The organism is Porticoccus sp. (assembly GCF_041592135.1).
Taxonomy (GTDB): Bacteria; Pseudomonadota; Gammaproteobacteria; order Pseudomonadales; family Porticoccaceae; genus Porticoccus.
Genome location: NZ_JBFHQR010000058.1, coordinates 1 through 12,654, shown reverse-complemented (window position 1 = coordinate 12,654; position 12,654 = coordinate 1). Strand labels below are relative to the sequence as shown.

Genomic DNA, 12,654 nt, shown 5'->3' with positions numbered 1-12,654 from the left:
TCTTCCAGCTTATTGGGGGTATTCATTTCCCTTCCTTCTGCTCATCACGGCCAGGGCCATCGATAATTTTAAGGCCATCCCCAAAAAACGGGTATTTTCGCCACCCCAACTTTTCCTGCTCGAGGGAATGCACGGCGGCACCGGGAAGGCGCAGCAACAGATAAAGGATTTCCGACTGCTCCGGTGACAATTCCAGGGCAACCAGGGCCGCCGTCGCGACCCCGGACATGGCCAGGGGTAATTTGGCGGCGGCTTCCAGTGGCTGCCGATTTTGTTGTAACCAGATCAGGTTTTCGGCACCACTGACTTCAGCCAGGTACGCAAGGGTCTGTCTCACGGGAGTGGGACAGCTGACGCCATTGGGGTCAAAGCCCGGTGGATGTTCCATCGGCGTCCAGACATCGGCCCGCTCTTCGACGGGAGGATTCTGAATCATCTCACGCCAGGCCTCGCTATCCAGACCGCATTGCTGCCAGTACTGGGCAGCGGTGAACACTTCACGGCCGCCGCCCAGGTTACCGGCACCTACGGAGATAGCGGCGATCAATGCCGACGCGTGGGTGGAGCCTCCGACGCCCGCACACATGGCCGCGCGGACACTGTGATCCCGCGGGCCAGGATTCGCCAGCGCCACGGCAAGCCCCTCAAGCAGCTTGGCCTGGCGGGAAGACGGCCGTTCCAGCTTGAACAACAGATACAGATATTCGATATAGCTGGCCTTGCCGAGCAGGTCGCCATAGACGTCATAACCGGCGCAATGGCAAGCGGAAGCAGCGAAGGGGTTGTCCGCCTCCGCTGTTTCGTTCCATATCCTTGTGGTGATTTTCTCGAGTTTTTTTTCGGAATTTTTTTCGGTCATACCATCTGCTTCAAGGCCTTCGCACGCATCCCCATGGGCGGCACTTCATCAGGATCAATTCGGACATCGAGCAGTGTAGGACCCTCCCTGCGACAGATCGCACCTACATCCAGCGCCAGAAGATCAGCCGGAGACTCAATGATGTGACTGGCAGCACCCATGGAATGGGCAAACGCCGCGAAATCAATGACCGGCAGTTCAAAACCAATGGGCTCGGCACCGGTCAACTGCTGACCGTGGCGCACCATGCCATAACAGCTGTCATTGAGAATAACAAACACCACCGGGAGTTTTTCCTGAATCGCCACCGTAATTTCCTGGCCGCTCATCAGCATACTGCCGTCTCCGGTGATGCAAACCACCGGGCAGCCTTTCTCGGCCAGGGCCGTCCCCACGGCACTGCCAATGGCCCAACCCATCGAAGCGAACTCCAGGGAGGCGCGGAATAGGCCGCCACGGCCATTGCGTTTGCCGGCAATGCGTCGGTCATAGGGGTGCAGGTAATGGGTGGCCCAGGTAAAGCTGCCGCCCGAATCTGCCAAATAACGCGTATGGGGCGGAAAAATTTTGGGCAACTCCCTCATCAGTCGCTGCGGCTTAATGGGCGTCGCATCGGAGCAAAAGCCCTCAATGTCTTCCATTTTAAAATGCAGTGTTTTCTCGCCAGCATAGGGGTCTTCTGCCGCGAGTGAGACGTCATCCACCACGTGGATTTTACTGCGCTGACTGGCCTCGAAGCGATCGACCAGGCGATCAAAAATGCTGGATAACCGGCCGCGCACATGCAGTTTTGCCATGGGTGTGCGGGTAAAATTTTCCTCGATGGACTCAACATGGATCATGCGGGTGGTCAACAATGATTCCGTATCCCAGCCATCGCTGGCCCATTCCCCCAATGTGGCACCAATGGCCACCACCAGGTCCACTTCGGGATCACAGAGCACATCCCGCGCGCTCTGATGACCGGCGAAACCGATCACCCCGCGAAACAGGGGATGATAGGGGCTCACCAGTCCCTTGCCGTGGGGGGTCACCAAAATGCGGGCGTTGAGGTCAACCGCCATGGTCAGAATGCTGCCGATCGCCTCACTGGCTTCATCGCCAATCAGAAACACCGGGCTTTTGGCGCGGACCAACTCTTCATAGAACTGGTCAACGGCCACATCGTCTACCAGCGAGGGTTTGTTCAGCAGACTCAACAGGTTGTAATTGGGCTTGGGGGTCGGGGCACTGTCGCGCATGATATCCAGCGGTACACTCAGGTGCACGGGACCACCGGGGGATTGAAACGCCGTCATAATGGCTGAAACCAGTTTCGCCTCGAACTGACCGGCATGGGATACCAGGGTGTTGTAGCGGGTACAGTACTCGAACAGACCGACCGTATTGGTACCGGTACAGGATGACTCCTGGAAGGCCCCGCGCCCAAAGGTTGAAAGTGCGGTCTGGGCGGTAATCACCAGCATCGGGATATTGTTTTCGTAGGCGGAGGCCACACCGGTAATCAGGTTGGTTGCACCGGGGCCGGTTGTGGCACAGCAGACACCCAACTTGCCGGTATTGCGGGCATAGCCATCGGCCATAAACGCCGCCCCGGTTTCGTGCCGGGCGATAATGGCCCGTGGACCGCCTCTGCGTTCGCTGCGGGCCAGGGCACTGTAGAACGGTTCAATTGCCCCACCGGGCACGCCGAACACATACTCAACGCCGAGCTGCTCCAGATAGGAGATCAACAGATCCCCAAACTCCACTTCTCCCTGCACCGCCAGACTCTCTTTCTGTTTGCCTATCCTGAGAGCGTCCATAATCAGTTTTCCTTAAAAATCAATGAAATATGGATCATTCTTAAATTCTTTTTACTGGTTTCGGCATTATTGCTTTATTTTTGCACAAAATTCAACCATCAAATCCCGGGGATGGGAAGCCGTAAACAGATTATTCGTCGGGCGCCAGGAGAATCTTAACAAGCCTCGATTCCGTCGCCACTATCCCTTACAATCGACCCCTTTCTGTCGCCGACAAACTGTAGTCCGATGCCCCAACCCCCCTCTCCGACAACCACCGCCAATGTACCGGGAAAAAGCGAAAGCCTGCTGCTTAATCTGGCTTTTAATATCATTTTTCCCACCATTATTCTGACCAAGCTGAGCGGTGATAACTACCTGGGCACCCGCCTGGCCATTGTGGTGGCATTGGCGTTTCCGGTGGCCTATGGCCTGAAGGATTTTGTCGCCGCCAGGAAGATCAACTTTTTCTCTGCACTCGGCGTCGTGAGTGTGCTGCTCACCGGGGGCATCAGCCTGCTGAGACTGGACCCGGCCTATATTGCCATCAAGGAGGCCCTGGTGCCGGCCATTTTTGGGCTGGCGACACTGGTTTCGCTGAAGACCCCGTATCCTCTGGTGAAAACATTTCTCTACAATGACAAAATTCTCCAAACTGACAAAATTGCCGCGGTATTGGAACAAAACGGCAATGGACGACTCTTTGAAAAGTTGTTGGCCAATGCGTCCTGGCTGGTGGCGGGTTCTTTTTTCCTGTCTTCCGTCCTTAATTACCTGTTGGCCACCCTGCTGATCACCGGTCAGCCGGGCACGGTGGAGTTTAATGAACAGCTGGGCAAGATGACGGCGCTGAGTTTTCCCGTCATCGCCCTGCCCGCGATGCTGGTACTGATGGGCGCTCTGTTTTACCTGTTTCGGGGCATCACCAGATTGACCGGCCTGTCACTTGAAGAGGTTATCCACCACCACGAAAAACACGGAGACTAGCGAATGTGGTACGTCATTATCAGTGAGGATACGGAGAACAGCCTCGCCAAACGTCTCACCGCGAGACCTGCGCACCTGGCAAGACTGGAAGCACTGAAAACCCAGGGCAGGCTGCTGCTGGCTGGCCCCCACCCCGCCATCGACTGTGAAAACCCCGGCGATGCCGGCTTCAGCGGCAGTCTGGTTGTTGCAGAGTTCGATTCCCTCGACGCAGCCCGCCGGTGGGCCGATGAGGATCCCTATGCCACCGCTGGCGTCTACGCCGGGGTGACCGTCAAACCTTTCAAAAAAGTGCTTCCCTGACGGGGGAAGGCACAGCCAGTAAGTGGAATTGAATATGAGGATATTGATCGCGGCTGTCCTGGCCCTGCTGACCAGCGCAGCACAGGCAGAAACCATTTATGTTTCGGACGAATACAGCGTACCCCTGCGCTCGTCTCCCTGCCCCCGTTGCAGCATTTTGCACAAGGGCATCAAAAGCGGTACGGCGCTAACCCTGGTTGAAAGCAACTCGGAGGGTTGGAGCCATGTCACCACCCGCAGCGGGCTGGATGGCTGGATGCCATCCCAGTACCTGCAAAAGGAACCCTCGGCCAGGGAACAACTCGACGCCGCCAAGGCACGACTGGCCGCGGCAGAGGGCAAGGCCGGCGAACTGAAAACGCAATTGGCCGCGCTTGAGGAAGAAAACCAACAGCTCGGCAGCCAGTTGGAAAACCTGCAGAACAGCACCCAGGACATCAGCAGCGAACTGCAGTCCATCAAGAAGGTCTCAGCCAATGCCATCTCCATCAGCCAGCAAAATAAAGAACTGCTGGAACGAAATGGTATGCTGCAAAGTGAAATCGACGTACTCAAGGCATCCAATGAGCGACTGGTCGGCAGCGAACGCAACACCTGGTTTCTCTACGGGGCACTGGCAGTGGTCATGGGTTCTCTGCTGACCCTGCTGTTACCGAGACTAAAAAAACGTAAACGCTTTTCTGAGTGGGCATAATCATGAAACAAACCATCTTCGCCATTCTGCTGGCCATGACGACCCTGTTTGCACAGGCCGACGACAGCAAACCCGTACAGGTACTGTTCAATACCGATATGGGCGACATCAAGCTGGAACTGTACCCGGATAAAGCGCCCAAGAGCGTGGCCAACTTCAGCAACTACGTTAAGGCCAAACACTACGACGGGCTGGTTTTTCACCGGGTCATCAAGGGCTTCATGATCCAGGCCGGTGGCTTTAATGAGTACATGAGCCCGCGGGAGCCGACCGGCAGACCGGTTCGCAACGAGTCGTACAACGGCCTCAAGAACGTTCGCGGCTCCGTCGCCATGGCCCGCACGTCCGATCCCGACAGCGCCATGGCCCAGTTTTTCATTAACTCCGTGGACAATTCATTCCTCGACCGCGATGGCCAGAATGCCGGCTATGCCGTCTTTGGCAAGGTGATCGAGGGCATGGACGTGGTTGACAAGATTTCCAATGTCCCCACCGGACAGGTGGGGCCCTTTGGCGATGTACCGAGGACCGCCGTCCACATTATCAGCGCCCAGATTGTCGGTGCCGAATAACGGTGGCCACCGCCCTCAGTGTCAACCTCAATAAAATTGCCCTGATCCGCAACTCCCGGGAGGGCAATTATCCGGATGTGCTGGAACACGCCAAAGTCTGCCTCGCCCGCGGTGCGAATGGCATCACGGTACACCCGCGACCGGATCAACGACACATTCGCCCGGAGGATGTCCGGCAGCTGGCCGCGCTCCTGGCGCCGCTGGCCGAGCGGGAATTCAACATTGAGGGCAATCCCTTCGCACCGCCCAGGGGCAATTATCCCGGCCTGCTCTCCCTGGCCGAGGAAACCCGCCCCGACCAGTGCACCCTGGTGCCGGACAGCGACAACCAGCTCACCTCCGACCACGGTTTTGACCTGACCCGCTCCGCCGAGCAACTGGCGCCGATGATTGCCAGACTGCAGTCGCAGGGCATTCGCGTCAGCCTGTTTATGGACCCGCTGCCAGAGCAGATCCGGCTGGCCAAAGCAGTGGGTGCCGACCGCATCGAACTCTATACCGGCCCCTACGCCGCGGCCTGGGGAGGCGATCAGCTCGAACAGATTTTCCAGCAGCATTACCGGGCGGCGGAACTGGCGGGGGAACTGGGCCTGGGGGTCAACGCCGGCCACGATCTCAACCTGGTCAATCTGGCCAAATACGCCACTGTCCCCGGCCTGCTGGAAGTCTCTATCGGGCACGCCCTCACCGTGGATGCCATCGCCATGGGGCTCGGCAATGCCGTGCAGGCCTACAAAAAGGTCCTCGCCGACGCCGCGAATTAGCCGGCCATCTCGATTAACTGCTGGCAGCGAATACAGTGCAGCGACTCCGGTTTGCCCCCCAGGCGACGGGGGTCTATTTCCTCGCCACAGTTTTCACCGCAGCCGTATTCACCCTCCCGCAGCAATAGCAGGGCGTGCTCTCCGGTGGTCCGCAAACACTGGCGCTAGTCGGCCCGGCTGGGGCAAATCATTTTCTGCAGCATGGCATCCATGCGCGACAGATGTCCCACCCGGGACTGGTCCAGGGCAACCACATCGCGGGCCAATGAGGAAATGGCCAGCAGCTGGTGCAGCTCTGCGCGCAGACTCAACCGGCGCGCTTGAAAATGCTCTGGCGGCTTATCGGTTGATGGCTCCATGGCCCTATAATAGCCCTTTGATTCAAGGCTGACCGACCCATGACCAAGCGCCATCAACGGGAACCGCATACGGCTACCCAGGGCAACTCCCCGCAGCACACATACCAGCAGCGCAAACAGTTCTTTGACCGCCTGCTGACCATCTATGGCCGCAAACCGGTACTGGAAGCGCTGCAGGACGAACAGACCCCCTGCTATCGCCTGCACCTAGCGGACTCCAACAAGCCGGGAGGCATCATCGGCGACATCATCGCCCTGGCGGAACGGCGCCATGTGGAGATCTGTTATCACGACCGGCTGGCGCTGTCGCGTATCTCCCGCAACAGCAAGCAGGATCAGGGCGTGGCCGCCGACCTCGCCTGCCCCAACCACCTGCAATTCGAGGATTTTCTGGCAGATCTCCCGCAGGGCAATTTCAGCCTGATCGCCCTGGACGGCGTCACCAACCCGCAAAATCTGGGGATGATTATCCGCTCGGTCACCGCCAGTCCCTGCCACGGCATTCTGCTGCCCAGACAGGGCACTGCGGCCATCACCCCGCTGGTCATCAAGGCCAGCGCGGGCACGGTGTTCAAAAGCCGCTTGATCCACTGTGACAACTTGCCACAGGCGCTGGAGGCATTAAACCAACGGGGTGCCAGCTGCTGCACCCTGTCATCCCACAGCGAGCAGACCCTGACGGAGTTCCTGCCGACCGGGCCGGTGGTCTATGTGTTGGGCAACGAGACAGAAGGGGTATCCAGACAGGTCAGTGACCGCTGCAAGGCGCATATCCGCATCCCCATGCATAACGGGGTGGAGTCACTCAATGTGGCCGTTACGGCCGCCCTGCTGGCGTTTCGCCAGCAGCTTTAACCCGGGGACTGGGCCCTTGGGGTTTCTCCGTCTTTCTGCTGCCAAAGGTCACTGAACAGCATGGCGAGCAGCGCCGCGATAACGGTCAGGCCGCCGAGCAGGCCGACGGCGGGCAACACCCCAATGGCGGCAATGGTGTGACCACTGAGCCATGCCCCCACCGGCGCGGAGCCAAACAGCGCCAATTGATAGACCGACACCACCCGCGCCCGGTAGGCCTGGGGTGATTCCTCATGGGTCATGGAGCGCCCCAACATCATCGCCACACCGGATGCACCGCCCCACATCACCACCAGCACAAACAACAACCAGGCGGGCGGCTGACAGGCGATGGCCACCAAAAACAGGCCGCGCACCAACAGGCTGACCAACAGTACCCGCCCGGGCTTCGAGAAGCGCCCCACCAGGCGGATAATCACCAGATTGGACAGGATCACCCCGAACATGAAACTGAACTGAATCCAGGCGAAGAAGGAGGCCCCCTGCTGGTACACCTCCCGGGTGAGCAACGGCATCGCCACCAGGTAGAGGCCGAAGCCGAGAAATCCGGTGGCCGCCACAATCATCATCAGTTGCCGCAGCCGCCGGTGCTGGCGCACCAGCTGCAGACCGGATGTCATCTCCTGCCAGGTGGAGCCGCGCCGCCCCACCGGCCCTTCCGCCAGGGCCCCGAGACTGCGATGCAACAACCAGCCGGAAAGGGTCAACAACAGCAACTGACCCGCCAACAGCACCGTCAAGCCGATGTGATCCAGATACCCCGCCAGCAGAATGCCCATACTCTGGGCGGAAAACTGCACAAAGGATGCCCTGGCCACCGCCTGTTGCAGCTGGTTTTCCACCACCCGGGACAACAGGCTCTCCCGGGCCGGCTGGACAAACGCCGTGATGGTGCCAAAGCAAAAGCCGAACACCAGCATCAATCCATAGGACAACTGCCCCAGCCACAGGGCCGCCAGCAACATCAGGCAGGGCAGGTTATAGAGCAGATAGAGCCGCAACAGGTGTCTCGCCGGGTGGCGCTTATCCGAGAGCACGCCGCCCCAGAGCACAAACAGCAACTGGGGTAACATCAGTGCCATTTGTGCCAATCCGACCCGCTCCGGGGTTTCCCCCAAAACGCCGACCAGCAGCCAGGGAAACAGCACGATCTGCAAACCCTGCGCGAGGGAGCTGGCTCCCACCCCTTGCAGGTATGAGCGGAAATTGCCCGTGGGACTATTGAGTGGCGCGACAGGAGGCATGGGGGATCAGATCAGCCGGTGCGCCTGAAACAGTTCCAGCAACTGCGCTTCATCCATTACCGGCACACCCAGTTGTTGCGCCTTGGCGAGTTTGGAACCGGCCCCCGGACCGGCCACCACACAGGAGGAATTGGCCGACACACTGCCCGCCACCTTGGCGCCCAATTGCTGCAGTTTCTCCTTGGCTTCGGCGCGCCCCATGGACTCCAGGGTACCGGTCAGCACCCAGGTCTGCCCCGCCAGGGGTTGTGTCGACTGGTCGGGAGGTTGCACATCTGGCCAGTGCACACCCACAGCCCGCAATTCATCGAGAACAGCCAGATTCTCCGGCTGCTGAAAAAACTCCCAGACGAAATGAGCCACCACCGGCCCCACATCGGGAACCTCCTGCAACGACAGGGTATCCGCCCCTTGCATGGCATCCAGATTGCCGAAATGCTGGGCCAGGCTGCGCGCGGTCGCCTCGCCCACCTCGCGGATGCCCAACGCATAGAGGAATCTAGGCAGTGTGGTTTCCCGCGATGCTGCCAGTGCCGCCAGCAAATTGGTGGCGGATTTTTCTGCCATGCGCTCCAGGCCCGCCAATTGCTCGCCGCTGAGCCGATACAGGTCTGCCACCGAGTGCACCAGCCCCTGGTCCACCAGCTGTTCCACCAGTTTGTCACCGAGGCCATCGATATCCATGGCCTTGCGCGAGGCGAAATGCTTGATGGCCTGCTTGCGCTGGGCGGCGCAGATCAGGCCACCGGAACAGCGGGCCACGGCCTCACCGGGCACCCGTTCCACCGGGGAACCGCACACCGGGCAGTGTTCGGGGAAAATGATATCTCGCGCATCAGCCGGACGTTGCTCTTCCACCACCTTCACCACCTGGGGAATCACGTCTCCAGCGCGGCGAATAATCACCGAATCACCGATTTTGAGACCGAGCCGCGCCACCTCGTCCCGATTGTGCAAGGTGGCATTGCTGACCGTCACCCCGCCCACAAACACCGGCTCGAGACGGGCCACCGGCGTCACCGCACCGGTGCGCCCCACCTGGAACTCCACCTCCAGTAAGCGGGTCATCTCCTCCTGGGCCGGGAACTTGCGGGCGATGGCCCAGCGCGGCGCCCGCGCCACAAAGCCGAGACGGCGCTGCAAGCCGAGTTCATTGACCTTGTAGACAATGCCGTCGATATCACAGGGCAGCTGCTGGCGAATTTCTGCCATTTTCCGGTAGTAGGCGATACAGGCATCCAGATCGGCGGCGAGCTCAATGTAAGGGTTGACCAGAAATCCCCATGCCTTCAGGGTGGCCAGAATGGCCATATGGGTATCCGGCAGCGCCACCCCCTCCGCCAGCCCCAGACTGTAAACAGCCATCTCCAGCGGGCGAGAGGCGGTAATGCGGGAATCCAGTTGCCGCAAACTGCCCGCGGCGGCATTGCGTGGATTGACGAACAACTTCTGATCGGCGGCCCTGGCTTCGGCATTCAACTGCTCGAAACCGGCCCTCGGCAGATAAATTTCCCCACGCACTTCAAGGAGGGAGGGCGGCGGCTCTACCTGTAGCCGCAGGGGAATCGATTTGATGGTGCGGACGTTCTCGGTGATATTTTCGCCGGTGGTACCATCGCCCCGGGTGGCGCCGCGGACCAGCACCCCGTCCCGATAGAGCAGGCTGACGGCAACGCCGTCCAGTTTCGGCTCGCAGACATAGGCGACCGCGTCGTCGCGCTTCAGACGCTCCAGTACCCGCCGGTTGAAATCTCCCAGCTCTTCGTCGCTGAAGGCATTGTCCAGGGACAACATCGGCAATTCGTGGGTCACCGGCTCAAAGGCGGACAACGGCGCGGCGCCGACCCGCTGGGTGGGCGAATCGGGGGTTTTCAGGGAGGGATATTCCGACTCCAGCTGTTGCAGGCGGCGCAACAGCCGGTCGTACTCGGCGTCCGGGATGCTCGGGTCATCCAGGACGTAGTAGCGATAATTGTGTTCGTTGAGCTGCCGGCACAGGGCGGCAGTCTCATCCCGCAGCGCCGGGTCCGGCAAGGCCATTACTCGATACCGGACAACTGGCTGCGACAGTAGTCGGTGATCCGTTGCCGGTAGTGTTCTTCAGTCTGCCTGGTCAGGACGCTGCGACTCTCATCCTTCAATACACCATCCAGTGAGATCGCCATCTCCTTGGCCGCGGTCAACAGCAGATCAAAGGCCATCATCGGGTCGTCCACGTCCTCCATGGCAAAAAACAGGCTGACGCCGGGGGTGCTGAAATCTTCCATGCTGTCGAGGTCGAAGGTGCCGGGATTGACCGAATTGGCCACACTGAATTGCACCGGACCGGAACCGTCTTCATTGACATGGCGGTGGAAAATTTTCATGGAGCCATAGCGGAGACCGGCGCCCAGCAGGGCGTCCAGCAGCTCTGTTCCGGCGAAGGGTTCGGGGCCGGCCATCATGTGCATCACCACCACTCTGACCAGCGGAGGCTTGGTCGCTGGCGCCGGAGCAGGGGCTTTTTTCGCGGCCTTCGCCGGGGCTTCCGCTTCAGCGGGAAGGTCTGTCGCGGTGGCCGGCGCTGTCGCCACGGGCTCTGGAGCCGATGTTTGCGGCTCAACCCGCGGCGGTTTGGTTGCCTTCGGCACCTCATCCAGATTCAGGCTGGACTGCAACGGCTCCCGTTTCGGCATGGTCAGTTTGGGTTTGTTGGCCTCGGCGCGCTCGCGCACTTGCCGGCTGAATTGTTCCACATCGGAATCATCGCGGTAACCCACCACCCGGGCGCCACCGCTGGGCAGCTCACTGCCGTACCCCTCGGGCACATCCTCATCGTCAAAGATCGGTTGTTTGCGGCGAGGCATATGGATTTTTTCATAGCGGGCATTGCGTATGCGACGAACGACATCGAGCAGAATCGCCAGGGCCACCAGCGCACCCAATGCAATCATCATTTCGCGAGCACCAAATTCCATCGTCGTTTAAATCCTGTCAGTGTTGCGCAATATTGTAATGAGAATTAACCGGTTTCGACACTGGCTTCACCGCGGCCTGTGATCAGGCTTCGGCCAGCTCCACCGCCTGGTTGACATCCACACTGACCAAGCGGGAAACGCCGGGTTCATGCATGGTCACCCCCATCAACTGATTGGCCATTTCCATGGCGATCTTGTTGTGGGAAATATAAATAAACTGCACCCTGGCTGACATCTCCGCAACCATCCGCGCATAGCGCCCGACATTGGCGTCATCCAGGGGTGCATCGACCTCGTCCAGCATACAGAACGGTGCCGGGTTGAGGTGGAAAATGGAGAACACCAGCGCGATGGCCGTCATAGCCTTTTCCCCCCCGGACAACAGGTGGATAGTGGAGTTCTTCTTGCCGGGTGGCCGCGCCATGATGGCGACCCCGGTATCCAGCAGGTCATCGCCGGTCAGTTCCAGATAGGCGTGGCCGCCACCGAACAGTTTCGGAAACAGTTCCTGCAGTGATCCATTGATCTTGTCAAAAGTTTCCCGAAAGCGGGTGCGGGTTTCCCGGTCGATCTTGCGAATGGCATTCTCGAGGGTTTCCAGCGCCTCCACCAATTCCGCATTCTGTGCGTCGAGATAGGCCTTGCGCTCCGATTCCACCTTGAACTCGTCGATGGCCGCCAGGTTGATAGGCCCGAGCCGCTGGACGCGGCCGGCGAGTTTTTCCAGCGCCTGCTCCCACTGACTGATATCGGCATCCTCCGGCAACTCCGCCAACAGGGTATCCAGCTCGAAACGGTGTTCGCTGATCTGCTCGACAATGGTCTTGCTGCGGGTCACCAGGTCCTGGGCGATCAGGCGCTGCTGCTCCAACTCGCTGCGCTGCCCCTGAATAGCCTGCTCCAGCTCGGTACGGCTCTTCTCGGTTTCGCGCATCTGGTGTTCAACCGTTTCCAGTGCGCGGCGGGCGTCCGCCAGTTCTTTTTCAACCACCAGGCGGCGCTCCAGTTGCTCGGCCAGTTGCTCCTGCAGCTCAAGGGTCGGGTCTTCATTCTGGTTGAAGGCGGCGCGCAGCTGCTCGCGGCGCTCCTGCAGGCGGGACACCTGGACTTCCAGCCGGCCGATGCCTTCGCGAATGGAGTGCAACTGGGTGCTGACGGATTTTTCCAGCATCGCCAGTTCATGCTTGCGATCCCGATCGTGGCGGGCGCTCTGCCGCACCTGATCCAGGGCCGCCCGCAAACCATCCCGCTGGCGCAGCAGTTCCTCGCGGCGCAG

Annotated in this window: 14 protein-coding genes; 6 read left to right on the top strand and 8 right to left on the bottom strand. The window is 59.8% G+C overall.

The window, feature by feature from the left end; all coding sequences use genetic code 11:
- Positions 1–22: 22 nt before the first annotated feature.
- Positions 23–859, bottom strand: coding sequence for a citrate synthase family protein (locus ABY948_RS06975; RefSeq protein ID WP_461481802.1), 837 nt, complete (start codon positions 857–859; stop codon positions 23–25).
- On the bottom strand, positions 856–2,664 hold the full coding sequence (locus ABY948_RS06970) for a thiamine pyrophosphate-binding protein (protein ID WP_461481801.1): 1,809 nt from the start codon (positions 2,662–2,664) through the stop codon (positions 856–858). Before ABY948_RS06970 ends, ABY948_RS06975 begins: the two co-directional genes overlap by 4 nt.
- Before the next feature lie 228 nt (positions 2,665–2,892).
- On the opposite strand from ABY948_RS06970, the gene ABY948_RS06965 reads away from it, so the two are divergent.
- From ABY948_RS06965 to ABY948_RS06945, 5 genes are read left to right on the top strand one after another with little or no spacing between them, the layout of a single operon-like run.
- Positions 2,893–3,630 (top strand): VC0807 family protein, encoded by a 738-nt coding sequence (locus ABY948_RS06965; protein WP_461481800.1) that lies wholly within the window; start codon positions 2,893–2,895, stop codon positions 3,628–3,630.
- Positions 3,631–3,633: 3 nt separating this feature from the next.
- On the top strand, positions 3,634–3,933 hold the full coding sequence (locus ABY948_RS06960) for a YciI family protein (protein ID WP_461481799.1): 300 nt from the start codon (positions 3,634–3,636) through the stop codon (positions 3,931–3,933).
- Positions 3,934–3,967: 34 nt separating this feature from the next.
- Entirely contained in the window at positions 3,968–4,627 is a 660-nt protein-coding gene (locus tag ABY948_RS06955) for a TIGR04211 family SH3 domain-containing protein (RefSeq protein WP_461481798.1), read from the top strand.
- A 2-nt stretch (positions 4,628–4,629) separates the two neighbouring features.
- Positions 4,630–5,199 (top strand): peptidylprolyl isomerase, encoded by a 570-nt coding sequence (locus ABY948_RS06950; protein ID WP_461481797.1) that lies wholly within the window; start codon positions 4,630–4,632, stop codon positions 5,197–5,199.
- A 2-nt stretch (positions 5,200–5,201) separates the two neighbouring features.
- Positions 5,202–5,963 (top strand): pyridoxine 5'-phosphate synthase, encoded by a 762-nt coding sequence (locus tag ABY948_RS06945; protein WP_461481796.1) that lies wholly within the window; start codon positions 5,202–5,204, stop codon positions 5,961–5,963.
- On the opposite strand, the gene ABY948_RS06940 is transcribed toward ABY948_RS06945, so the two are convergent.
- Complete coding sequence (locus ABY948_RS06940) at positions 5,960–6,118, bottom strand: hypothetical protein (RefSeq protein WP_461481795.1); 159 nt, start codon at positions 6,116–6,118, stop codon at positions 5,960–5,962. The genes ABY948_RS06945 and ABY948_RS06940 overlap by 4 nt on opposite strands.
- Positions 6,119–6,127: 9 nt before the next feature.
- The gene (locus ABY948_RS06935; protein WP_461481794.1) at positions 6,128–6,274 is read right to left on the bottom strand and encodes a hypothetical protein; all 147 of its coding nucleotides are present in this window, start codon (positions 6,272–6,274) and stop codon (positions 6,128–6,130) included.
- A gap of 87 nt (positions 6,275–6,361) precedes the next feature.
- On the opposite strand from ABY948_RS06935, the gene ABY948_RS06930 reads away from it, so the two are divergent.
- The gene (locus ABY948_RS06930; RefSeq protein ID WP_461481793.1) at positions 6,362–7,177 is read left to right on the top strand and encodes a TrmH family RNA methyltransferase; all 816 of its coding nucleotides are present in this window, start codon (positions 6,362–6,364) and stop codon (positions 7,175–7,177) included.
- Here the strand turns inward: ABY948_RS06930 and ABY948_RS06925 are convergent.
- The 4 genes from ABY948_RS06925 to ABY948_RS06910 all read right to left on the bottom strand — a co-directional run.
- Entirely contained in the window at positions 7,174–8,421 is a 1,248-nt protein-coding gene (locus ABY948_RS06925) for an MFS transporter (protein WP_461481792.1), read from the bottom strand. The two genes, ABY948_RS06930 and ABY948_RS06925, sit on opposite strands and share 4 nt — an antisense overlap.
- A gap of 6 nt (positions 8,422–8,427) precedes the next feature.
- The gene (ligA, locus tag ABY948_RS06920) at positions 8,428–10,461 is read right to left on the bottom strand and encodes an NAD-dependent DNA ligase LigA (RefSeq protein ID WP_461481791.1); all 2,034 of its coding nucleotides are present in this window, start codon (positions 10,459–10,461) and stop codon (positions 8,428–8,430) included.
- A complete protein-coding gene (zipA, locus tag ABY948_RS06915) occupies positions 10,461–11,378 on the bottom strand; it encodes a cell division protein ZipA (protein ID WP_461481790.1) in 918 nt (305 codons plus the stop codon). Before zipA ends, ligA begins: the two co-directional genes overlap by 1 nt.
- A gap of 82 nt (positions 11,379–11,460) precedes the next feature.
- Positions 11,461–12,654: chromosome segregation SMC family protein (locus tag ABY948_RS06910; protein WP_461481789.1), on the bottom strand; the 1,194-nt coding region annotated here is incomplete at its 5' end.